Raw genomic sequence first — 23,410 nt, forward strand, 5'->3', positions numbered from 1 at the left:
TTTATAATACTGCCAACTGAAAACACAAGGCCGTCTGAAATGACCCAAAACGCAAACAATCTCTGCTGGCTCGATATGGAAATGACCGGCCTCAATCCGGAACACGACCGCATTATCGAAGTCGCCATGATCATTACCGACTCCGATTTGAACGTACTGGCGCAATCGGACGTTTACGTCATCCATCAAAGCGACGAGTTGCTCGACGGCATGGACGAGTGGAACACCGCCACCCACGGCCGTACCGGCCTGACCCAACGCGTACGTGAATCCAAACTGACCGAAGCCGAAGTCGAGCAAAACCTGTTGGACTTCATGTCCGCATGGATACCTGAGAAATCCACGCCCATGTGCGGCAACTCCATCCATCAAGACCGCCGCTTCATGGTCAAATACATGCCGCGTTTGGAAGCCTATTTCCACTACCGCAACTTAGACGTATCCACGCTGAAAGAATTGGCCAAACGCTGGAATCCGGCCGTTGCCAAAAGTGTGGTCAAACGCGGTTCGCACAAGGCATTGGACGACATCCTCGAAAGCATCGAAGAAATGCGCCATTATCGCGAGCATTTCCTCAAACTCCCTTCCGAACAATAATCTCAAGGCCGTCTGAAACAGGTTTTACACCGTTCAGACGGCCTCATCGGCGTCCTTCATCTCATGAAAATTACCAAAATCTTTACCTTCGATTCCTCGCACATGCTCGACGGGCATGACGGCAAGTGCCAAAACCTGCACGGCCACACCTACAAACTCGAAATCACCGTCTCCGCACCCGTTATCCAAGGCGGCGCAAAAGACGGCATGGTGATGGACTTTACCGACCTGAAAGCCATCGTCAAACAACACATTACCGACCCGTTCGACCATGCCTTCATCTATCACGGCAACAACGAACGCGAAAGCCAAATCGCCGCGCTTTTGGAAGGCTGGAACATGAAAACCCTGCGCCTGCCCTGCCGCACCACCGCCGAAAACATGAGCGTAGAAATGTACGGCCGTCTGAAAAACGCCGGTGTCAAAGTATGCAGCGTGAAACTATGGGAAACGCCGACTTCGTGTGCGGAATATGAAGGGGAATAAACCGCCATCCTGTATTTTTCAGACGGCCAGTTCCCATAAATACCTCATACACTAAACATCAAAAGGAATCTTCATGAAACTCCTCTCCACCCTCCTCGTCCTCTTCGTCGCTATCGAACATTTCTACATCGCCTGGCTCGAAATGACGCAAATCCCAAGCGAAAAAGCGTCAGAGCTGTTCAACATGCCTTACGAATTTATGGAACAAAAGCACGTGCAAACCCTGTTTTCCAACCAAGGCCTGTACAACGGCTTCCTCGCCATCGGCTTGGTATGGGCACGCTTTGCCGCACCCGACAACGCCGTTTACGGCGCGACGATTCTGTTCCTCGGCTTCGTCCTCATCGCCGCCGCATGGGGCGCGTTTTCATCCGGAAACAAAGGCATTTTGCTCAAACAAGGCTTGCCGGCATTTTTGGCCGCCGCAGCCGTCATTACCGCTTAAACACACCAGCCATTCTTTCCCCTCAACCTAACAGAAAGAATGGCTGCCTCACATCACTTCTTCAAACGCTTCACGACAACAATTCAATCCCACACACCTAATATTCATGACCATTCACATCACGCCGAACAATCCCCAATACCGCATTGTCGAAATTTTTGAAAGCCTGCAAGGCGAAGGCTGGAATACAGGCATGCCCGCCGTTTTCATCCGCCTGGGCAAATGCAATCTCGCGTGCAGCTGGTGCGATACCGACTACCTCAAATTCGGCATGATGAGCCTGTCCGATATTTTGGGCCGTCTGAAAACCTGCACGGCGCGCAACATCATTATTACCGGCGGCGAACCCACCATCCAACCGCATTTAGACGCTCTGCTTAATGCACTCAAAGCCGAAGGCTATTTTCTGTGTATCGAAACCAACGGCCTCAACCCCGCTCCGCCGCAAATCGACTACGTTGCCACCAGCCCCAAAGCCTGTTACGCCGCCAAATATGAAAAAAGCTGCATCGAAAAAGCAGACGAAGTGCGCATTGTCGCCGACGGCGAAGTCATTGCGTTTTGTCAGGAAATGGAACGCAAAATCCGCGCCCGACATTACTACCTTTCCCCCTGCGAACAAGACGGCGCGATGAATATCTACGACACCATCCGCCAAATTGGCGTGTTAAACAGCCGAGCCGATGCCCCCGTCCATTGGCAACTGAGCGTACAGACGCATAAGTGGGCAGGAATAGAATAATTCGTTTGAAATCAATCAAAAATTAAACCTTTACAAAATATTGAATGTAAATACCATTCGATATTCGACCAAATGCACTACTGGCAAAGCGCTCAGGCCGTCTGAAAACCCAATTTCAGACGGCCTTTTTTGTTACAAACCTCTTGACCGATTACATAAGATTACGTAAAGTGTGCAACAGTTTTCATAAATTGGTATAACCAATTTACCTGATAACTGAACGCATCTGAGGATGCAAATATCTATTCGAAAAACATTTATTGCTCAACACATCGTATCAAACCGCCATTGCATTGACGGTTATGGTGCTTGTTGCCCCGAGGATATTCCTATGGCTCTCTTTCTCAGCATTTTCCCCATCATCCTGCTGATTTGGCTGATGGTTAAGAAAAACAGTATGCCGTCTTACATTGCGCTACCGATTACCGCCGCGCTGATTTACGTCATCAAACTGTTTTATTTCGGCGACAACGCCATGTTGCTCAACGCAACGGCAGCGTCAGGCCTCGTCTCTACCCTGACCCCGATTACCGTGATTTTCGGTGCCATTATGTTCAACCGCATGATGGAAACCACCGGCTGTATCGACGTCATCCGCAAATGGCTGGCTACCATCAGCCCGAATCCGATTGCCCAGTTGATGATCATCGGCTGGTCTTTCGCCTTTATGATTGAAGGCGCATCCGGTTTCGGTACGCCTGCCGCCATTGCCGCGCCAATCCTGATGAGCTTGGGCTTTAACCCGTTAAAAGTAGCTATCTTCGCTTTGGTGATGAACTCCGTACCTGTTTCCTTCGGTGCAGTTGGTACCCCGACTTGGTTCGGTTTCGCACCGTTGAACTTGAGTGCTGAAAACATCTTGGCTATCGGCAGACAAACCGGTGTGATGCACTTCTTCGCAGGTTTCGTGATCCCTGTTATCGGCTTGAGCTTCATCGTTCCTTGGGCTGAAATCCGCAAAAATTTGGGCTTCATCGGTATCGCCGTATTCTCCTGTACCCTTCCTTATGTTGCATTGGCAATGGTCAATGAAGAATTCCCATCACTCGTTGCCGGCGCAATCGGTCTGATGGTGTCCGTATTCGCGGCCAACCACGGCTGGGGCTTGAGCAAAGACCATCCGAAAGACCCGAATGCCGAAAAAGTACCTTTCGCCCAAGTTGCCAAAGCACTTGCCCCTCTGGGTATGCTGATCGGTATGCTGGTGGTTACCCGTATCAAACAGCTCGGCATCAAAGGCCTGCTGACCAGCAAAGAAGAATGGTTCAGCTTCCAACTGCCGTTTGATTTGTCCAAAATCACCGTCAGCGACTCTCTGACCATTACCTTCGGCAACATCTTCGGCCAAGGTGTAAACGCTTCCTACCAAACCCTCTACGTTCCGGCATGGATTCCGTTTGTCTTCACCGTTTGGATTTGCATCCTGCTGTACAAAACCAAATTCAAAGATGCGTGGTCTTTCTACGCTGCAACCTTCAACCAAACCAAAAAACCTCTGCTTGCCCTGATGGGTGCGTTGATTATGGTCCAACTGATGATGGTTGGCGGCGACGACTCCATGGTGAAAATCATCGGTAAAGAATTTGCCAATATGGCCGGTGAACACTGGGTGTACTTCTCCCCATACCTGGGCGCAATCGGTGCATTCTTCTCCGGCTCAAACACTGTATCCAACCTGACCTTTGGTCCGATTCAACAACAAATCGCGCTTGATACCGGTCTGTCCGTTACCCTCATCCTCGCCCTGCAATCTGTCGGCGGCGCAATGGGCAACATGGTCTGCATCAACAACATCATCGCCGTGTGCAGCGTGTTGAACGTGAACAACGCCGAAGGTGCCATCATCAAGAAAACTGTCATCCCGATGACCATCTACGGCATCATCGCCGTGACTGTAGCTGCAATTTTCTTCTTGTAAACCGCTTCATATCAAAGGCCGTCTGAATATTCAGACGGCCTTTTTTGTATTCTTTCGCTATATTTCTTAAAGAATCATTAATGTATATATTCCGCAACAACCCGCATAACCACTTTGCAACACCAAATCACAAACAACTTTCTATTAATAAACAATCGGGTAACCATAAGTAAACACTGTTTTGCAATTTACCTAATTGCCACTACCGACAAAACGCCTAAAATACGCTTCATCTGCAAACGAAAACTCTTTCTCACTTTGCAAGATAACACACAACCCTCATATGGAGCTTAGATCATGAAATTACTTTCTGTTATCACTGCAGCCGCATTGGCTACTGTTTCCTTCTCCGCTGCCGCTGCACCTGCCGGCTTCGTTTCTTACAGTTGTGACGGTGGCAAATCACTGAACGTGATGTACGGCTTTGACCGTAGCGGCCGTGCAGTTACTGCCGACGTAAACGCCGGTGGCAAAAAAGCCTCTTTGGTTGTCGACAAAAAACGTTCTGACAGCACTGGCACTACTTTCACCAACCGCCGCGGCTATACAATGTCTGCCGGTTTCATCGACAAAAACACCCACACTACTTCTGAAGTAGTTGGCGTGAACGCCCCCAACGGCTCATTCCTGGTAAAAAACTGCGAACCACGTCCACGTTAATCCCAGTTTTCCTATTTAACCGAATCATCCCGGTTTGATAGAAAGGCCGTCTGAAAAACAATTTTCAGACGGCCTTTTGATTCGATCCTATAAAAAAGAGCGTGTACCGTAACCGTACACGCTCTTTTTGTTTGTTCACACACTAATTAAATACGCATCGGCATTACGATGTATTTGAAGTTCGGATTATTCGGTACGGTAAACAGCGTTGAACGGTTAGCATCGCCAAAAGCAAGCTGCATATCGTCGGAGTGGATGTTACGCAACACATCCATCAGGTAGCCGATATTGAAACCGACTTCGAGTTCTCCGCCTTGGTAAGCGATTTCCAGCTCTTCGCGCGCTTCTTCCTGCTCGTTGTTGCTACATACGACACTCAGCAAACCAGGCTGCAGGAACAGTCGCGCGCCGCGGAATTTTTCATTGGCAAGAATGGCGGCACGTTCGAGCGCACCCAAAAGCTGGGTACGGGATACGAGGAAAATCTTGTCGTTATCCAAAGGAATCACGCGGTTAAAGTCAGGGAATTTGCCGTCGATGACTTTGCTGACAATGGTCGTGCCATTGCATTGGAAGCGTACTTGATTGTCCAAAAGCTCAACGGTGATGGACTCGGACGGATTGTTCAACAGCTTGAAGAGTTCCAATACCGTTTTGCGCGGCAGGATCACTTCCGTTTTCGGCAGCTCTGCTTCAATTTGGCTGGCCGCATAAGCAAGGCGGTGGCCGTCGGTTGCAACAAGGCGCAGCTGGTTTCCTTCAACCTGCATCAGCAAGCCGTTGAGGTAATAGCGGATATCTTGAACCGCCATGCTGTATTGCACTTGCGAAAGCATGGTTTTGAAGGTCTCTTGAGTCAGCGAGAAAGTTGCGCTGACGTCGTTGCCGACATTCATTAACGGAAAGTCTTCAGCAGGCAGGGTTTGCAGGGCAAAACGAGATTTGCCCGCACGCAGAGTCAAACGGTTGTCCGCCCAATCCAGTGACACCAGCGCACTGTCAGGCAGGGCGCGCAAAATGTCTTGGAATTTTTTAGCGTTGGTCGTAATGCGGAAATCGCCTGCCTGACTTTCAGGGCCGGCGGTATTGATTTGGATTTCCAAGTCGGTTGCCAAAAGTTTGGTTTGTCCGTCTTTGCTTTCCAGCAACACATTGGACAAAATCGGCAGAGTATGGCGACGTTCGACAATACCGGTAACGGCTTGCAACGGCTTGAGCAGACTGTCGCGATCGGCTTGTAAAATCAGCATGTTCCATTCCTTTGAATTTGAAATCGGTTGATTTGGGTATTTTAAAATATTTTTTGTATTCAGACGGTCTCACATTGACATCAGGCCGTCTAAATATTGCATTGGGTCAGTTCTGAATCAAAATCAGCAGTTTTTCGTAGTCTTGCGCCAATTCGGGATCTTCTTCGCGCAGTTTTGCCACCGCTTTGACACCGTGCATCACAGTCGTGTGGTCGCGGCCGCCAAAGGCATCACCGATAGAAGGCAGGCTGAGCGTGGTCAACTCTTTGGTCAGGCTCATTGCAACTTGGCGCGGACGGGCAATGTTACGCGTGCGTTTTTTGCCCAATATATCGCTGATTTTAATACGGTAGTATTTGGCTGTCGCATCGATGATGATGTCGGCGGTAATGACTTTGTGTTTCTCGGCAATAATATCCTGCAAAGCCGTACGCGCCAAATCCATGTCGATGACAGGACGGTTCATAAACCGGCTGCTGGCGCTGACACGGTTGAACGCGCCTTCCAGCTCACGCACATTGGAGCGGATCAGATTGGCGATAAACAGAGCGGCTTCATCTTCGATACTGATACCGGCTGCTTCTGCCTTTTTCTGCAAAATCGCCACGCGCATTTCCAATTCGGGCGGTTCGAGTTCCAACGTCAAACCCCATGAGAAACGAGATTTGAGACGGTCGTCCATACCTTCGATTTTGGCAGGCAATACGTCGCACGTCAGGATAAGTTGTTTTTTCTCATTGTGAAAATGGTTGTACAGATAAAAGAATTCTTCCATCGTACGGTCTTTGCCTTTGATGAACTGGATATCGTCGATAATCAGCAGGTCATATTGTTTGTATTGTTGCTTGAACACATCGTAAGTGTTGTTGCGCACAGCCTTCATAAAGCTGCGGATATAGTCGTCCGAGTGCATATAACGCACTTTGGCATCAGGACGGTTTTTCAGCAATTCGTTGCCGATGGCTTGCACCAAGTGGGTTTTACCCAAACCGGTACTGCCGTATAAGAAAAACGGGTTGTAGCCCTGTCCAGGATTTTCAGCAATCGCTTGGGCGGCTGCGGCAGCAAGGCGGTTGCCCTTACCTTCTACCAAAGTTTCAAATGTATAGTCGCGCGACAGATTGGTCTGTTCGTAGCGCGCTTCTTCCGCATCGTGTTGCGCGTCGGTTTTGGCTTTGGCAACTGCTTTAGATTCAGCCGGAGCAGTAGTTTGCACTTGAGGCTCATGCGGCAGGTTTTTCATGCGTTGCGCCAAAATCTCGGCAGCCGTCATAGCAGCGGCAGGTTTGGAAACCGTTTCAGACGGCCTATCTTCTTCCGTTGCAGCAGCAGTTTGCAAAGGCATTTGAACAGGCTCTACAAATTCTTCAACTTCAATGACTTCTTGCACTTGCATCGGCGCAACAGCCTGAGCCGCCATTTCATAATGCGTACCTACGCCCGGCTTAAACGCGAAAGCAGCCTGCTGAGGCACCAACTCGGCACGCACGGCATCAATTTTGGCAGCAAACTGGCTTTTGAGCATATTGCAGGCAAATTGGTTTTTACCATACACCACCCATACGCCGTTTTCTTCGCCCACGGTCAAAGGCGCAATCCATTGCGCAAACTGCCCGGCAGGCAACATTTCGTGAAGGCGGCAAAGGCACAGCGGCCAAAATTCAGCTAACGTCATGAGATTAAGCTCGGAAAATGGAAGATTTGGGAAATACAAGAAGGCAGAGCAGACAGGCAATCCGATAAAAAATTAAATTTTTACGATACTCCCGCTGCTTTCAGACGGCCTTGCGCACAGAGAAAAGCAAGGTTGGGCGATTATACCCATTCCGCTCTTTTTTATCCACAACCGCCGCAAAATTTTATCCACAAATTCTATCAATGCATAAAACCCGTTGTCACACTTTGGCCAACGAAAAGTTTTTATATTGATTGACAAAAGCAGCAAATTGGAGTGTAATTCACGGTTTAATTATCTACCAATTTTTAGGAAACATCATGAAACGCACTTATCAACCTTCCGTTACCAAACGCAAACGCACCCACGGCTTCTTGGTTCGCTCCAAAACCCGCGGTGGTCGCGCAGTATTGGCTGCCCGTCGCGCCAAAGGCCGCAAACGCCTGGCTGTATAATTTTGAATTACGGCTTCTCGAAGCAGTATCGCTTATTAAAAACGGATGATTTTTCATCCGTTTTTGCGTTGAAAAACCGACGCAGCCGCGATTTGCTGCAAGTCTCCCAGTCCGCAGACAACGCACTCGGCCATCCGCGCCTTGGCTTGGTCATCAGCAAAAAGACCGCCAAACGCGCCCATGAGCGCAATTACATGAAGCGCGTCATCCGCGACTGGTTCAGGCTGAATCAACACCAGCTGCCGCCGCATGATTTTGTTGTGCGCGTGCGTCAGGCGTTTAATCGGGAAACTGCTCCGGAAGCCCGAAACCAACTTGCCCAGCTGATGAAAAAACGCCGATGAACACCCTGCTTTCCAAGCTCCTCCTTGCACTCATCCGCTTTTACCAATACTGCATCAGCCCCCTCATTCCGCCGCGCTGCCGCTATACCCCGACCTGTTCACAATACGCAGTCGAAGCCGTCAAAAAATACGGCGCATTCAAAGGCGGATGGCTGGCAATCAAACGCATCGCACGATGCCATCCTTTCGGCGGACACGGACATGACCCTGTTCCATAATGCTGCTGTCAACCATTTAAAGAACACGATTTCCTTTAATTTCCCGTCGGTTTCTATATAATGCCGTCTGAAGCAGTTTTCATCTCGATTACCTATCCGTCAATTCCAGGAATCTCTTATGGATTTTAAAAGACTAATGGCGTTTTTTGCCATTTCAGTGGCAATCTTTGCCGGCTGGGAACATTTTTTTCCCAGCCCCAAACCTAATCCGGCGCAACAAGCCGCGCAACAGCAAACGGCCGCCACTCCGGCAAAAGCCGCTGCCGAAGCCGCGCTTGCCCCGGCTTCTCCCATTACCGTTACCACAGACACGGTTAAAGCCGTCATCGATGAGAAAAGCGGCGACCTGCGTCAGCTGACCCTCTTGCAATACAAAGCAACCGGCGACGAACACAAACCTTTCGTCCTGTTTAACGACGGCAAGGAATACACCTACGTTGCCCAATCTGAGCTTTTAGACGCACAAGGCAACAACGTTCTGAAAGGCATCAGCTTTACCGCTCCACAAAAACAATACAGTTTGGAAGGCGACAAAGTTGAAGTCCGCCTGAGCGCACCTGAAACCAACGGCCTGAAAATCGACAAAGTTTATACTTTTACCAAAGGCAGCTACTTGGTTAACGTCCGCTTTGACATTACCAACAGCAACGGCCAACCCGTCAACCTGAGCGCAGACTACCGCATCGTCCGCGACCACAGCGAACCTGAAGGCCAAGGCTACTTCACCCGCTCTTACGTCGGCCCGGTGGTTTACACCCCTGAAGGCGGCTTCCAAAAAGTCAGCTTCTCTGATTTGGACGACGATGCCAAATCCGGCAAATCCGAAGCCGAATACATCCGCAAAACCCCGACCGGCTGGCTTGGCATGATTGAACACCACTTCATGTCCACTTGGATTTTGCAGCCTAAAGACGGCCAAAGCGTATGCTCTGCAGGCGAATGCAACATCGACATCAAACGTCGTGGCGACAACCTGTACAGCGCAAGCGTCAGCGTGCCTTTAGCCGCCATCCAATCCGGCGCAAAAGCTGAAACCGCCATCAACCTGTATGCCGGTCCGCAAACCACTTCCGTTATTGCCAATATCGCCGACAAACTGCAACTGGCCAAAGACTATGGCAAAGTACACTGGTTCGCCTCCCCGCTCTTCTGGCTCTTGAACCAACTGCACAACATCATCGGCAACTGGGGTTGGGCAATCATCGTTTTGACCATCATCGTCAAGGCCGTACTGTATCCATTGACCAACGCCTCTTACCGCTCTATGGCAAAAATGCGTGCTGCCGCACCTAAATTACAAGCCATCAAAGAGAAATACGGCGATGACCGCATGGCGCAACAACAAGCCATGATGCAGCTTTATAAAGACGAGAAAATTAATCCGCTGGGCGGCTGTCTGCCTATGCTGTTGCAAATCCCCGTCTTCATCGGTCTATATTGGGCATTGTTCGCCTCCGTAGAATTGCGCCAAGCGCCATGGTTGGGTTGGATTACCGACTTGAGCCGTCCGGATCCTTTCTACATCCTGCCTTTGATTATGGCGGTAACCATGTTTGCACAAACTTATCTGAATCCGCCGTCAACCGACCCAATGCAGGCGAAAATGATGAAAATCATGCCTTTGGTTTTCTCCATCATGTTCTTCTTCTTCCCTGCCGGTTTGGTTCTGTACTGGGTAGTCAACAACCTCTTGACCATCGCCCAACAATGGCACATCAACCGCAGCATCGAAAAACAACGCGCACAAGGTGAAGTCGTTTCTTGATAAAGGTTTAGGCAACACAAAGGCCGTCTGTTGTTCAGACGGCCTTTTTTTATTTCCTCAAATACAGTTTTAGATTGAATCAAATCCAGTTTTAAGCGGCATGCAACACAAAAATCGTCGGGCGTTTTTTCAAATTCGGCATTTCTTTTCTTTTTCGCCACTGCGCAATCGTCTGGCTGATGATTTCCTGTGTCGGCAAGGTCAAGTCCGTAGCCACACATAAGCACGTTTCAGGATGCAGGTTTTCCACCGCATCAGCCAACAACGCATCGTTGCGATACGGCGTTTCGATAAACAGCTGCGTTTCATTCTGCTGGCGCGAACGTTGCTCCAAAGCCTTCAAACTCTGAATCCGCTCATTTTTTTCAGACGGCAGATAACCCTTAAATGCAAAGTTTTGCCCATTCGCACCCGAAGCCATCAGCGCCAGCAACAAGCTGGACGGCCCAACCAAAGGCCGTACTTCAAACCCGTGTTTATGCGCCAATGCCACCAAATTCGCACCCGGATCGGCAACAGCCGGACAGCCCGCCTCGCTGACAATACCCAGACTGCGCCCCTCTTGCAAAGGTTTCAGCAGTTCCGGCAAAGTCTTCAAATCCGTGTGTTCATTCAACGTTTGCAGATTCAGCTCGCGGATAGGCGTAGTCACGCCCAAATGCTTCAAATGCGCGCGCGCTGTTTTTTCCGCTTCCACAACAAAATCCGTCAGCCCGACAATCGCCTGTTGTTCATGCGGCAACAGGCATGGCGTATCAGGCGCACCCAAAGGGGTGGGAATCAAATACAAAATCGGTTTCATTCTTGCAACTCCAAAAAATCTCAGGCCGTCTGAACACATTCAGACGGCCTCAAACTATAAAACTTCCACACCTTCGTTTTTCAAAAAATCAATCAGACGGAAAATCGGAAGACCGATCAAAGCATTCGGGTCCGTACTTTCAATCCGCTCCAACAAAGCGGCGCCCAAACCCTCGCTCTTCGCCGCACCGGCACAATAAACCGCATCCGGCTCGCGTTCCAAATATCGGCTGATTTGTTCCTGCGTCAACTGGCGCATGGCAACCACCGTATGATCGACATGATGCTGAACCTTGCCCGTAGCAGTATTCAAAAGCACGATTGCACTGTAAAATCCAATCCGTTTCCCGCTCAAGTCCGCCAGCATCTGTTGTGCATTTGCGACGTTCATCGGCTTGCCCAACTGCCGTCCTTCGCACCATGCGACTTGGTCTGCACCGATAATCAGCGCGGCAGGGAAAGTTGCCGCCAATGAACGGGCTTTGCCTTCCGCCAAACGCAGCGCCGTTTCGCTCGCATGCTCGCCCGCAATAGGCGTTTCGTCAAAATCAGGCGATGCCGTCTGAAAATCGATACCCAAACGGCGAAGCTGTCCGCAGCGGAAAACCGAACTCGACCCTAAAACCAAAGGCAGTTTTACTTCCATATTTTTACTTAAAAACATTGACGTTAGACTGCCGAAATTATATCATACTCCGTTTATGTCATACCCTAATTTGATTGACCCAGAAGTTTTCGCCGCCGAAGGGCAGAATCTGCAAGGCAGCTTCCTGCTCGAAGAATTGGATGAACGAGTCAGTTCGCACGATTATCCGGCCGACAAACAGACACGCGTGTCGTTTACGCTGCAAGGCGGTCGCGACCGGCTGCAACGTCTGTTTCTCGATTTAAACGTCAAAGCCGACATGCCCCTGATTTGCCAGCGTTGCATTACGCCCATGCCGTTTCTGCTCGATGAAACCAGCCGTATCGTCCTGTTTGCCGATGAAGAGAGTTTGGACGAAGCCATGCTTGCCGATGAAGAATTGGAAGGCATGCTGCTCGAAAAAGAGCTTGACGTGCGGACTCTGGTTGAAGACCAAATCCTGATGTCGCTCCCTTTCTCCCCTCGACACGAAGACTGCGGCAACAATGGAACACTGGACGAAGTCAATCGGGACAAACCAAACCCCTTCGCTGTTTTAGCAGGTTTGAAAAGCAGTTAATTAGGACACAGTTTATTTATCTAGGAGCTTGAAATGGCCGTTCAACAAAACAAAAAATCCCCTTCTAAACGCGGTATGCACCGTTCACACGACGCTCTGACTGCGCCTTCTCTGTCTGTTGACAGCACAACCGGCGAAGTACATCGTCCACACCACATTTCTCCAAACGGTATGTACCGTGGCCGTAAAGTGGTAAAAGCTAAAGGCGAATAATCCGTTCGTCTGACTGAAAAAGCCAGAATATTGCCATGCAATGACTGGCTTTTTTGCATTGCACCCTGTATTTTCCTCTTCGGAAGCACACCATGAAACGTAAAATCTGGTACACCTACGACGATATCCACCGCGTAATCAAAGGATTGGCGGAAAAAATCCAAAACTCCGGCACCAAATACGATGCCATGATTGCCATTGGCGGCGGCGGTTTTATCCCTGCCCGCATGTTGCGCTGCTTCTTGGAAATTCCGATTTACGCCGTCACCACAGCCTACTACGACAGTGATAACGAAGGCCAAGTTACCGAGGAAGTGAAAAAAGTCCAATGGCTTGATCCCGTTCCAGATGCCCTGAAAGGCAAAAACGTACTGGTCGTTGACGAAGTGGACGACAGCCGCGTTACCATGGAATTCTGCCTGAACGAATTGTTGAAAGAAGATTTCGGCACTGTCGGCGTGGCAGTATTGCATGAAAAAATCAAAGCCAAAGTCGGCAAAATTCCTGAAGGTATCCCTTATTTCAGCGGCATCACCGTTGAAGACTGGTGGATCAACTATCCTTGGGACGCGCTGGACATTGACGAACACAACAAATTGGCCGCGCAAAACCAATAAATCTGGCACGACCGTCGCAACAAGCCTTTTCATCTGATTTTCAATTCAATTTCCTGAAAATCAGATGAGTGTGCTTGTCCGATTGTTTGAGGCCGTCTGAAACACACAAACCGGAGAACAACATGATTACACTGGCCGTAGATGCCATGGGCGGAGATGCAGGCCTTGCGATGACCGTCCCCGGTGCAGTGGATTTCCTGAAACAGCAATCCGACGTACACCTGATTATGGTCGGAGATGAAGCAGCAGTCCGCCAAGCATTAAGCTCGGCAGGCGCGCCTATGGACCGCATTACCGTCTGCCATGCAGCGCAAGTCGTCGAAATGGATGAAGCGCCGCAATCCGCGCTGAAAAACAAAAAAGAATCCTCCATGCGCATCGCCATCAACCAAGTCAAAGAAGGCAACGCGCAAGCCGCCGTATCGGCAGGCAATACCGGCGCACTGATGGCGACCGCCCGATTCGTCCTCAAAACCATTCCCGGCATTGAGCGTCCTGCCATCGCCAAATTCCTGCCTTCCGACAGCGAACACGTTACCCTGGCTTTGGATTTGGGTGCAAATGTCGATTGCACACCCGAACAACTGGTTCAATTTGCCATCATCGGCAGCGAGCTGGTACACGCGTTACACCCTGAAAAAGGCAGCCCGCGTGTCGCCCTTTTGAACGTTGGTACAGAAGACATTAAAGGTACGGATGCCGTCAAACAAACCTTTAAACTGTTGAGCAGCAGCAAACTCAACTTTATCGGCAATATCGAAAGCAACAGCGTTTTGTATGGCGAAGCCGATGTCGTTGTCGCAGACGGATTTGTCGGCAACGTTATGCTCAAAACCATCGAAGGCGCGGTTAAATTCATGAGCGGCGCCATCCGCCGAGAATTCCAAAGCACCCTGTTCAACAAACTTGCCGCCATTGCCGCCCTGCCCGCGCTCAAAGGTTTGAAAGGCAAACTGGATCCGCGTAAATTTAACGGCGCCATCCTGCTTGGCTTACGCGGTATCGTGATTAAGAGCCACGGCGGAACCGACGAAGTCGGCTTCCGTTATGCTTTGGAAGAAGCTTATCACGAAGCCAAATCTGCCGGTCTCGCCCAAATCGAACAAGGCGTAGCCACCCAGTTGGTCGCTTTGGAAGCCGCCAAAGCAGCAGCCGAACTGGAAGAAACCGCTACTCCAGCAACGGAAGCTTAAGGCTGATATACACAGGCCGTCTGAAACTTCAAAATGTTCAGACGGCCTGTTTTTATCTTTGATTACCGGCTTCATTCTTAATATTGGGAATTTTCCCATTTTCGCTTACAATACCCGACTATCTGAATCAACTCTCTAAAAAGGCCGTTCTCATGCAATATGCCAAAATTTCCGGTACAGGCAGCTACCTTCCTGCCAACCGCGTCAGCAATGACGACCTTGCCAAAAAAGTGGACACTTCCGACGAGTGGATTACCACGCGTACAGGTATCAAATTTCGCCATATTGCAGACGATAGCGAAAAAACCAGCGATTTGGCCGCCGAGTCAGCACGCCGTGCCTTGGTAGATGCCAATTTACAGGCTGACGATATCGACCTGATTATCGTCGCCACAGCCACTCCCGATATGCAATTCCCTTCTACGGCAACCATCGTTCAGCAAAAATTAGGCATAACCAACGGCTGCCCTGCCTTTGACGTCCAAGCCGTGTGCGCCGGTTTTATGTATGCCATGACCACTGCCAATGCATACATCAAAAGCGGCATGGCGAAAAACGCTTTGGTTATCGGCGCGGAAACCTTCAGCCGCATCGTCGATTGGAACGACCGCACCACCTGCGTCCTCTTTGGTGACGGCGCAGGCGCGGTTGTCTTAAGCGCATCTGACGAACCGGGCATCATCCACAGCAAACTCAAAGCCGACGGCAACTATCTCAACCTTTTAAACGTCCCCGGACAAATCGCCAACGGCCAGGTTTGCGGCTCGCCCTACATCAGCATGGACGGCCCCGGCGTATTCAAATTTGCCGTCAAAATGCTGGCAAAAATTGCAGATGACGTTATCGAAGAAGCCGGTTACACCGCCGACCAAATCGATTGGATTGTGCCGCACCAAGCCAACAAGCGCATTATCGACTCTACCGCCAAACACTTGGGTTTGAGCATGGACAAAGTGATCTTGACCGTCCAAGACCACGGCAACACTTCCGCAGCCTCCATTCCGTTGGCACTGGATGTCGGCATTAAAAACGGCCAAATCAAACGCGGACAAAACCTCTTGCTCGAAGGCATCGGCGGCGGTTTTGCCTGGGGTGCGGTTTTGGTGAAATACTAATGGTTAGGCCGTCTGAACACCCCTTTCAGACGGCCTATTCTGCTCAAACCCATGAAATCCCTAACGTTTGCACTCTGCATCAGCAGCCTGTTTTTCAGCATAACAGCTGCAATATTGCCCAAACTGGCAATCGCCTATCTCGCACTGAGTACATACGTTTTCCTGCTTTACTACCTAGACAAACAGCGCGCACGTAACCACGGCAGACGCATACCCGAAGCAAAATTTCACCTGCTCAACCTGCTTGGCGGCTGGCCGGGCGGTTATTGCGGCAGCCTCGCATTCAGGCACAAAACCAGCAAACCCGGATTTGTCCGCACCTTCCGGCTGACCGCCGCAACCAATACTGTTGCCACCCTCCTTCTGCTGGCAGACACCCTCAAACATTCAAACCAATAAGGAATTACCATGTCTTTCGCATTCTTCTTCCCCGGACAAGGCTCACAAAGCCTAGGCATGATGAACGGCTTTGCCGAACAAGCCATCGTTAAAGCCACATTTGACGAAGCTTCCGCCGTATTGGGTCAAGACCTGTGGGCAATGATTAACGGCGAAGATGCCGAATTAATCGGACAAACCGTCAACACCCAGCCCATCATGCTGGCTGCCGGCATTGCCACCTACCGCGCCTACTTGGAAGCCGGCGGTAAAATCCCTTCCGTCGTTGCAGGCCACAGCCTCGGCGAATACACCGCCCTCGTCGCTGCCGGCGCATTGGATTTCGCAGACGCGGTCAAACTGGTCCGCCTGCGTGCCGAACTCATGCAATCTGCCGTACCGCAAGGCGTAGGCGCAATGGCCGCTATTTTGGGTTTGGAAGATGAACAAGTAAAAGCCATTTGTACCGAAGCTGCACAAGGCGAAGTCGTTGAAGCCGTCAACTTCAACTCCCCAGGCCAAGTCGTGATTGCCGGCAATACCGCCGCAGTCGAACGCGCCATGGCTACCGCCAAAGAAGCCGGAGCCAAACGCGCCCTGCCACTGCCCGTTTCCGTTCCTTCACATTGCAGTCTCATGAAGCCTGCAGCGGAAAAACTTGCCGAAGCATTGAAAGACATCACCATCAAACAACCGCAAATCCGTGTCATTCATAACGCCGACGTTGCCTCTTACGATGATACCGACAAAATCAAAGATGCCTTGGTACGCCAACTGTACAGCCCAGTGCGCTGGACAGAAACCGTCAACGCGCTTGTTTCCGAAGGCATCACCGAATCCGCCGAATGCGGCCCCGGCAAAGTCCTCGCTGGCCTCGCCAAACGCATCAACAAAGAAGCCGCGTGCAGCGCATTGACCAATGCCGACCAAGTAGCTGCATTTATCGAAGCCCACTAAAACGTTTTCAGACGGCCTATCCTGTCAGGCAAGGCCGTCTGAAAAATCAGTCCACTCCAATCCGAATACATTATGAAAAAAACCATTATTCTTGCCGTTCCCTACATATACGGACTGGATCAATGTATCGAAAAAAATCTGCGTTTTCTTGGTTTTGATGTCATTAATCTTTGCTATGACGACCGAGATTCCTATTATCCGAACTTAGGCAGCAGACTCAAAAACCTCTACCACAAACACATCACCAAAAACGGCAACTATAAAAAATACCTCAAATACAGCCGTCACCTCGACGACATTCAGCAAAAATTGGCCTTGCTAAACGGCAAAAAAGCCGATTATGCGCTCTGTATCCGCGCCAATATTTACCCCAAAGAAATTATCGCCACCATCCGCGAACACAGCAATGTTTGCGTGAATTATCAATGGGATGGCGTAGGTCGTTTCCCAGACATTATTGAATATTTGGATTATTTTGACCAATGCTGGGTTTTCGACCCCGATGATATTCAAAAATATCCACAATGCCATTTCAAAGCCACCACCAATTTTTACTTTGACTTTCCTGTGGCAGAATATGCACCCACCAACAAACTCTACTTTTTAGGCGGCTACGAACTCCGACGCGAAGAGCAAACCAAACGCTTTATCCAAGAAACCGAACGCCTCAACCTGCCCTTGGATTTTCATATCTACTGCAAAGACGACAGGGCTGAAAAAGCTTTTGGACACAACGGCATCCGCTATCTCGACCGCAGCAGCATTCTCAGCTTTGAAGAAAACCTCAGCCAAGTGCAAAGTTGCGGTGCGGTCGTCGATTTTGCACAATTCGAACATTACGGCTTATCATTCCGTATCTTCGATGCGTTGCGTTTCGATAAAAAACTGATTACCACCAACAAACATATCTTGGAAACCGACCTATACCACCCGGACCGCGTGTTCGTATGGGACGGTGGTAATTTAGACGCATTGCCTGAATTTTTGGCAGGTCCGTATCAGCAACCTGCCCCTGAAATCAAAGCCTATTATTCGTTTACACAATGGCTAAACCGCCTGCTCGGCATTGATTAACCTTATTGCCTATGGCAAATATACCTGCCTGACAAAATATTATATTGAATACATTATGAGTAAGAAAAAAGTCATTCTCGCCATGCCGGAGCTCTTCAAGATCCACGAACTCATTATTGAGAACTTGGAGAAATGCGGATTTGAAGTGCTGTCCCTGACCTATGAAGAAAAAGAGTTCAAATACAAAAATGTATTTCAACGGCTGAAAAAAATTTGGTATCGAAATATTCTTGGACAAAAAGACTTCAAAAAACGGACCATGTTCCGCGCCGTAGAAGAACGCCTCAATACCCTGTTAAGCGAACATCCCGAACAAGCGGATTATTGCTTCATGATTTGGCTGGGCGCCTACCCGAAAGACTTCATCGCCAAGCTCAGAGCGCATTCAAAATTGATGGTGTACTACAACTGGGAAGCCCTGACCTTCTTAAAAGAAGACTTCGACAACATCGAATTTTTCGACAAATTTTACTTTTTCGATCCGTTTGACCAAGGCAAACACCCCGAATACGCCGAAAAACTCTTTCCAACCACCAGCTTCTACTTTGACAGCTTCAGGCCGTCTGAAAACCCGCAAAACAAAATCTTGTTTATCGGCTCGTACGCTGCCGACCGCAACAATGACATCCGTGCATTTTGCGAAGCTGCACGTTCAATCGGTTTAGAAATAGATTTCCGCTTGGCCAGTAAGAAAATTGAAGAAGAAAAAGCGGCTTTGGGCATTCCCGAGGTCGAGTTCTTCTCATTTGAAAACGCCCTCTCCTATCGTCAAAACTTAGAAGAAGCAGCCAAATCCTCCGTATTGGTAGATTTCCTCAACCGCAAGCACTACGGCCTCTCTTTGCGGATTTTCGAAGCGATTGGTTTGGACAAAAAACTGATTACGACCAATCCGACCATCGTACATTACGATTTTTATCACCCGAACAATATGTTCTACTGGAATGGAAGCAACCTTGACGAACTCAAAGCCTTCCTGACCTTGCCGTATGTACCGCTTGCCCCCGGCCTGAAGCACAAATACAGCTTCAGCAACTGGATCAGCTGCGCATTTGATATTGAACCGAATATCCCTATCAGATTACCTGAAATCAATAGAGAAGTTGTGGAGAATTTAAATGTTTGATAGAGAAAAATTAGTATTAGAAACTGTTCATATCCGCAAACGAGAATTTATTGAACAGCCGAAACATATTGTTTATGCAGCCGATCAAAACTATATCAAACACATCGGCACTGCGCTACTTTCTGTGCTGCAAAACAATACCAGTCCAATACATTTTCATTTGTTAGTTAGTGGTTCAGAAGGTTATGATTTTAATATTTTCGATCAAATTGAAACATCAAATCAAAACTACGCAATAAGCGTTTACCATTTAAATACAGAATACTTTTCTACCCTGCAGACTACCCATTATTTTACTATCGCTATGTATTACCGTATGAGTATTCCTTGCTTATTAAAAGGTATTGCTCATACTGCGCTTTATTTAGATACTGATGTACTGTGCTTGGGCAACATTGATGATTTATTTGAAATCGACATTTCAAATTCTTTGATTGCTGCCGTACCTGATGTAATCTTATACAGAGCATATATAAAACAACTCAATCAATTTGGTTTTACAGATACTGAGCCTTATTTCAACTCTGGGGTCATTCTATTCAATATTGACAAATGGAATGATATGGCAATAGATAAAATTTTGTCTGAAAAAATGCAAGCCGTAGAAAAACAGAATTTTAAACTCTCCTGTCCGGACCAAGATATTTTGAATTTAGCCTGTATAGGTCATGTGCACTGGCTTTCAGAAAACTTTAACTGGATACATTGGCATCAAAAATACAGTGAATTAATCGACAATCCCAACAATATCCGCTTAGTCCATTTTGTTGGTCATATCAAACCGTGGCATCAATTAGGCTTCCACCCTGCATATGATCAATATTTTAAGAATTCCCCATGGAATAACGGATATCTAGAACAACCTCTATCAACTTGGTTGCCCTTTCCAAATCCTAAAAGGAAATTTAGACAAGCAGCCAAACGACTTTGGAAACAAGGACAAAAAAAGCAAGCATGGGCATACTACAAAGAATATTTATTACGAAGAATCAACAAACGACGGTATCAAGCACCCTCCCTAGGTAAATAAGGCCGTCTGAAACCATTTTTCCCAATCGCAATTAAGGAATAAAACATGAGTACACAAGATTTGAGCGGCAAAATCGCTTTGGTAACCGGCGCATCACGCGGTATTGGTGCGGCGATTGCCGATACTTTGGCTGCGGCTGGTGCAAAAGTTATCGGCACAGCCACCAGTGAAAGCGGTGCGGCTGCAATCGGCGAACGCTTGGCACAATGGGGCGGCGAAGGCCGTGCATTGAATTCTGCCGAACCTGAAACCATCGAAAACCTGATTGCCGACATCGAGAAAGAATTCGGCAAACTGGATATTCTGGTCAATAACGCCGGCATTACCCGCGACAACCTCCTGATGCGCATGAAAGAGGAAGAATGGGACGACATCATGCAGGTCAACCTCAAATCTGTGTTCCGCGCCTCCAAAGCCGTATTGCGCGGCATGATGAAACAGCGTGCCGGCCGCATCATCAACATCACTTCTGTTGTCGGCGTGATGGGCAATGCCGGCCAAACCAACTATGCGGCGGCAAAAGCAGGCTTAATCGGCTTCTCCAAATCTATGGCGCGTGAAGTCGGTAGCCGCGGCATTACCGTCAACTGCGTTGCCCCCGGCTTTATCGACACCGATATGACCCGCGCCCTGCCGAAAGAAACCCGCAAAACCTTTGAAGCGCAAACTTCTTTGGGCAAATTCGGTGAAGCACAAGATATTGCCGATGCAGTCTTGTTCTTGGCTTCTGATCAGGCAAAATACATTACCGGTCAGACACTTCATGTCAACGGCGGCATGTTGATGCCTTAAACCGTTTGTTTATTTAAAGGCCGTCTGAATATTTCAGACGGCCCTTTTTTTCAATCAAAACACTACTTTACATTCTATCTTGATATAATCTTAATAATCCGTTAGATAACGCTCGAAACAGTAAGTCCAAATAAGCATGATACGGGAAATCAAATCGCAGAAATGAAGTTCATTCTGTGCGTTTTTATTTGGGTTTGCTGTCGGTTTTCGACGTGTTTCAGACGGCCTATATAACAATAGCTACTTTTAACGAAAGGCCGCCCACTCTATGCACGAATTCTCCCTCGGTCCCATTGTCATTGTCCTGTTGGTTTCCGTCATTACGGTTATCTACTGTCGCAAGTTCAACATTCCTTCCATGCTCGGTTATCTTTTGGTCGGTTTTATTGCCGGTCCGGGTATGTTCAAACTGATTCCGCAAAGCCACGCTACCGACTATTTGGGCGAAATCGGCATTGTATTCTTGATGTTCAGCATCGGTCTCGAATTCTCCCTGCCCAAACTCAAAGCCATGCGCCGCCTCGTATTCGGCTTGGGCGGTTTGCAAGTCATCATTACCATGCTCTCGATTATGGGCATTTTGATGGCAATGGGCACACCATTTAACTGGGCGTTTGCCACTGCGGGCGCACTGACCATGTCGTCCACCGCCATCGTCAGCCGCATTCTGTCGGAGAAAACCGAGCTGGGTCAGCCGCATGGTCAAATGGCCATGGGCGTTTTGCTGATGCAAGATATTGCCGTTGTACCGCTGATGATTCTGATTCCGGCACTGGCTGGCGGCAGCGAAGGCAACTTGTGGGTAGAGCTAGGCTTGGCCGGTTTGAAAATGTTGCTGACCTTGGGCATTTTGTTTGTTGTCGGCAGCCGTGTGATGTCGCGCTGGTTCAGACTGGTTGCCAAACGCAAATCGTCCGAACTCTTCATGATCAACGTTTTGCTGGTTACTTTGGGTGTGGCCTATCTGACAGAGCTTGAAGGCCTGTCTATGGCATTGGGCGCATTCGTCGCCGGTATGTTGCTTTCCGAAACCGAATACCGCATTCAGGTGGAAGACGACATCCGTCCATTCCGCGATATCCTGCTGGGCTTCTTCTTCATTACCGTCGGTATGAAGCTGGATATTCAGGCGCTGATCGGCAACTGGCAGCAAATCCTGATTTTATTGGCAATCCTGTTGGTCTTGAAAGCACTGGTCGTCTTCATCATCGCTTTGCGCATGAAAAACCCTGTGGGCGACAGCCTCAAAAGTGCGCTTTATTTGGCGCAAGGCGGCGAGTTCGGCTTTGTGATGCTGGCCATTTCCAGCAAAATCAATATGGTTTCGCCCGAATTGGAACAAGCAGCCACTGCAGCCGTCTTGCTCTCCATGATTGCTGCACCATTCATTTTGGGCAGCAGCGATGCCATCGTCAGCCGCTTCGTTAAATCCGACTGGGACATGAAAGCCTTGGACTTGCACTCCATGCTGGTGGAAACCATGAGCAAATCAGAACACGTCCTGATTATCGGTTTCGGACGCGGCGGTCAATCGGTTGCCCGTGTATTGGCGCAAGAAGGCATCCCCTACTTTGCCCTTGACTTGGATATTGCCCGCGTACAAGTGGCACGCAACGCAGGCGAACCGGTTTCCTTTGGCGATGCCAAACGCCGTGAAGTCTTGGAAGCCGCCGGCTTGGGACGCGCCAAAATGGTGGTCATCACGCTGAACAATATGCACGAGACCCAACATGTTCTCGGCAACATCATGTCCATGCATCCGAGCATGCCGGTTTATGTTCGCGCCACCAATGACGATTACGTCAAAACCTTTACCGAAATGGGTGCGGAAGAAACCGTCTCCGATACCAAAGAAACCAGCTTGGTGCTGGCAAGCTATGCCATGTTGGGCCACGGTCTCTCCTACAACCATGTTTATCAAACCATAACCCACATCCGTCACAGCCGCTATGCATCTTTGCAAGACTTGTTTGTCGGCAGTGATGATGACAGCTTCTCCGACGAGGACAGCAAGGCCGTCTGCCGCCATGCCTTCCCATTGCAAGGCGAAGCGCACGCCATCGGTAAAACCATCCGTGAATTGCCATTGGCAGCGCATTATCTGAAACTATTGTTTATCCGCCGCAATACCGGAAAAATCCAAGACCTTGACCCTGATTTTGTTCTGGAAGCCGGTGACATTTTGGTTGTCGCAGGCAAGCAGGAAGAAATTATTTCCTTTGAAAACTGGTGCTTGCAGGGAGATATCTAATTATCGGCAAATAAATCTTGCGCGCATCAGGATTTTTTGGTTTAATAGCGTCTTCGCAATTTTGCGCATGGGTGATTAGCTCAGTTGGTAGAGCGTCTGCCTT

At 49.1% G+C, this 23,410-nt stretch carries 26 protein-coding genes; 22 read left to right on the top strand and 4 right to left on the bottom strand.

What is annotated here, in order from left to right:
• Nucleotides 1–39: 39 nt before the first annotated feature.
• The 6 genes from orn to HMPREF2700_RS08110 all read left to right on the top strand — a co-directional run bounded on the left by orn (nucleotide 40) and on the right by HMPREF2700_RS08110 (nucleotide 4,848).
• A complete protein-coding gene (gene orn, locus HMPREF2700_RS08085) occupies nucleotides 40–597 on the top strand; it encodes an oligoribonuclease (protein ID WP_039862353.1) in 558 nt (185 codons plus the stop codon).
• Between the two features lie 63 nt (nucleotides 598–660).
• A complete protein-coding gene (queD, locus tag HMPREF2700_RS08090; RefSeq protein ID WP_003748900.1) occupies nucleotides 661–1,083 on the top strand; it encodes a 6-carboxytetrahydropterin synthase QueD in 423 nt (140 codons plus the stop codon).
• A 73-nt stretch (nucleotides 1,084–1,156) separates the two neighbouring features.
• Nucleotides 1,157–1,528, top strand: a complete 372-nt coding sequence (locus HMPREF2700_RS08095) for a DUF1304 domain-containing protein (RefSeq protein ID WP_070591449.1) — start codon at nucleotides 1,157–1,159, stop codon at nucleotides 1,526–1,528.
• Nucleotides 1,529–1,634: 106 nt separating this feature from the next.
• Nucleotides 1,635–2,270, top strand: coding sequence for a 7-carboxy-7-deazaguanine synthase QueE (locus HMPREF2700_RS08100; protein WP_070591450.1), 636 nt, complete (start codon nucleotides 1,635–1,637; stop codon nucleotides 2,268–2,270).
• Between the two features lie 331 nt (nucleotides 2,271–2,601).
• Nucleotides 2,602–4,188: an L-lactate permease gene (locus HMPREF2700_RS08105; protein ID WP_070591452.1), complete on the top strand. Its 1,587-nt coding sequence runs from the start codon at nucleotides 2,602–2,604 to the stop codon at nucleotides 4,186–4,188.
• Nucleotides 4,189–4,485: 297 nt separating this feature from the next.
• Nucleotides 4,486–4,848 carry an ACP-like domain-containing protein gene (locus HMPREF2700_RS08110; protein ID WP_049328541.1) on the top strand — a complete coding sequence of 121 codons (363 nt, stop codon included), beginning with the start codon at nucleotides 4,486–4,488 and terminating at the stop codon, nucleotides 4,846–4,848.
• Nucleotides 4,849–4,994: 146 nt separating this feature from the next.
• Here HMPREF2700_RS08110 and dnaN read toward each other — a convergent pair whose 3' ends face one another.
• Nucleotides 4,995–6,098, bottom strand: coding sequence for a DNA polymerase III subunit beta (gene dnaN, locus HMPREF2700_RS08115; protein WP_070591453.1), 1,104 nt, complete (start codon nucleotides 6,096–6,098; stop codon nucleotides 4,995–4,997).
• Between the two features lie 106 nt (nucleotides 6,099–6,204).
• Nucleotides 6,205–7,773: a chromosomal replication initiator protein DnaA gene (gene dnaA, locus HMPREF2700_RS08120; RefSeq protein WP_070591455.1), complete on the bottom strand. Its 1,569-nt coding sequence runs from the start codon at nucleotides 7,771–7,773 to the stop codon at nucleotides 6,205–6,207.
• Nucleotides 7,774–8,093: 320 nt separating this feature from the next.
• Between dnaA and rpmH the strand changes: the two genes are divergently transcribed.
• The 4 genes from rpmH (at nucleotide 8,094) to yidC (ending at nucleotide 10,555) form a co-directional block, all read left to right on the top strand.
• Nucleotides 8,094–8,228 (top strand): 50S ribosomal protein L34, encoded by a 135-nt coding sequence (gene rpmH, locus HMPREF2700_RS08125; RefSeq protein ID WP_002214728.1) that lies wholly within the window; start codon nucleotides 8,094–8,096, stop codon nucleotides 8,226–8,228.
• Nucleotides 8,229–8,230: 2 nt separating this feature from the next.
• On the top strand, nucleotides 8,231–8,572 hold the full coding sequence (rnpA, locus tag HMPREF2700_RS08130; RefSeq protein ID WP_070591456.1) for a ribonuclease P protein component: 342 nt from the start codon (nucleotides 8,231–8,233) through the stop codon (nucleotides 8,570–8,572).
• Nucleotides 8,569–8,790 carry a membrane protein insertion efficiency factor YidD gene (gene yidD, locus HMPREF2700_RS08135; protein WP_003682178.1) on the top strand — a complete coding sequence of 74 codons (222 nt, stop codon included), beginning with the start codon at nucleotides 8,569–8,571 and terminating at the stop codon, nucleotides 8,788–8,790. The genes rnpA and yidD overlap by 4 nt, the downstream gene beginning before the upstream one ends.
• A gap of 118 nt (nucleotides 8,791–8,908) precedes the next feature.
• Entirely contained in the window at nucleotides 8,909–10,555 is a 1,647-nt protein-coding gene (yidC, locus tag HMPREF2700_RS08140) for a membrane protein insertase YidC (protein WP_070591458.1), read from the top strand.
• 91 nt (nucleotides 10,556–10,646) lie between these two features.
• Here the strand turns inward: yidC and HMPREF2700_RS08145 are convergent, their stop codons facing one another.
• Nucleotides 10,647–11,357: an SAM-dependent methyltransferase gene (locus tag HMPREF2700_RS08145; protein ID WP_070591459.1), complete on the bottom strand. Its 711-nt coding sequence runs from the start codon at nucleotides 11,355–11,357 to the stop codon at nucleotides 10,647–10,649.
• A 54-nt stretch (nucleotides 11,358–11,411) separates the two neighbouring features.
• Nucleotides 11,412–12,002: a Maf family protein gene (locus HMPREF2700_RS08150; RefSeq protein ID WP_070591620.1), complete on the bottom strand. Its 591-nt coding sequence runs from the start codon at nucleotides 12,000–12,002 to the stop codon at nucleotides 11,412–11,414.
• Nucleotides 12,003–12,057: 55 nt separating this feature from the next.
• Between HMPREF2700_RS08150 and HMPREF2700_RS08155 the strand changes: the two genes are divergently transcribed.
• From HMPREF2700_RS08155 to HMPREF2700_RS08210, 12 genes are all read left to right on the top strand, one after another.
• Entirely contained in the window at nucleotides 12,058–12,561 is a 504-nt protein-coding gene (locus HMPREF2700_RS08155; RefSeq protein WP_004520416.1) for a YceD family protein, read from the top strand.
• 33 nt (nucleotides 12,562–12,594) lie between these two features.
• The gene (gene rpmF, locus HMPREF2700_RS08160) at nucleotides 12,595–12,774 is read left to right on the top strand and encodes a 50S ribosomal protein L32 (RefSeq protein WP_003751054.1); all 180 of its coding nucleotides are present in this window, start codon (nucleotides 12,595–12,597) and stop codon (nucleotides 12,772–12,774) included.
• Nucleotides 12,775–12,866: 92 nt separating this feature from the next.
• Complete coding sequence (locus HMPREF2700_RS08165; RefSeq protein ID WP_003684500.1) at nucleotides 12,867–13,391, top strand: phosphoribosyltransferase; 525 nt, start codon at nucleotides 12,867–12,869, stop codon at nucleotides 13,389–13,391.
• 122 nt (nucleotides 13,392–13,513) lie between these two features.
• Nucleotides 13,514–14,584, top strand: coding sequence for a phosphate acyltransferase PlsX (plsX, locus tag HMPREF2700_RS08170; protein ID WP_070591461.1), 1,071 nt, complete (start codon nucleotides 13,514–13,516; stop codon nucleotides 14,582–14,584).
• Between the two features lie 152 nt (nucleotides 14,585–14,736).
• Entirely contained in the window at nucleotides 14,737–15,699 is a 963-nt protein-coding gene (locus HMPREF2700_RS08175; RefSeq protein WP_070591463.1) for a beta-ketoacyl-ACP synthase III, read from the top strand.
• 51 nt (nucleotides 15,700–15,750) lie between these two features.
• On the top strand, nucleotides 15,751–16,098 hold the full coding sequence (locus HMPREF2700_RS08180; RefSeq protein WP_070591465.1) for a DUF1294 domain-containing protein: 348 nt from the start codon (nucleotides 15,751–15,753) through the stop codon (nucleotides 16,096–16,098).
• A 9-nt stretch (nucleotides 16,099–16,107) separates the two neighbouring features.
• Nucleotides 16,108–17,034, top strand: a complete 927-nt coding sequence (fabD, locus tag HMPREF2700_RS08185; protein WP_070591466.1) for an ACP S-malonyltransferase — start codon at nucleotides 16,108–16,110, stop codon at nucleotides 17,032–17,034.
• Nucleotides 17,035–17,106: 72 nt separating this feature from the next.
• Complete coding sequence (locus HMPREF2700_RS08190) at nucleotides 17,107–18,108, top strand: WaaS/CpsH family glycosyltransferase (RefSeq protein ID WP_070591468.1); 1,002 nt, start codon at nucleotides 17,107–17,109, stop codon at nucleotides 18,106–18,108.
• A 55-nt stretch (nucleotides 18,109–18,163) separates the two neighbouring features.
• Complete coding sequence (locus HMPREF2700_RS08195; protein ID WP_070591621.1) at nucleotides 18,164–19,234, top strand: WaaS/CpsH family glycosyltransferase; 1,071 nt, start codon at nucleotides 18,164–18,166, stop codon at nucleotides 19,232–19,234.
• The gene (locus tag HMPREF2700_RS08200) at nucleotides 19,227–20,264 is read left to right on the top strand and encodes a glycosyltransferase family 8 protein (protein ID WP_070591471.1); all 1,038 of its coding nucleotides are present in this window, start codon (nucleotides 19,227–19,229) and stop codon (nucleotides 20,262–20,264) included. Before HMPREF2700_RS08195 ends, HMPREF2700_RS08200 begins: the two co-directional genes overlap by 8 nt.
• 45 nt (nucleotides 20,265–20,309) lie before the next feature.
• Complete coding sequence (gene fabG, locus HMPREF2700_RS08205) at nucleotides 20,310–21,056, top strand: 3-oxoacyl-ACP reductase FabG (RefSeq protein ID WP_070591472.1); 747 nt, start codon at nucleotides 20,310–20,312, stop codon at nucleotides 21,054–21,056.
• 268 nt (nucleotides 21,057–21,324) lie between these two features.
• The gene (locus HMPREF2700_RS08210) at nucleotides 21,325–23,307 is read left to right on the top strand and encodes a monovalent cation:proton antiporter family protein (RefSeq protein ID WP_070591474.1); all 1,983 of its coding nucleotides are present in this window, start codon (nucleotides 21,325–21,327) and stop codon (nucleotides 23,305–23,307) included.
• The last annotated feature ends 103 nt before the right edge of the window (nucleotides 23,308–23,410 follow it).

The sequence above is a fragment of the Neisseria sp. HMSC068C04 genome (genome assembly GCF_001810105.1).
Lineage (GTDB): Bacteria > Pseudomonadota > Gammaproteobacteria > Burkholderiales > Neisseriaceae > Neisseria > Neisseria flavescens_B.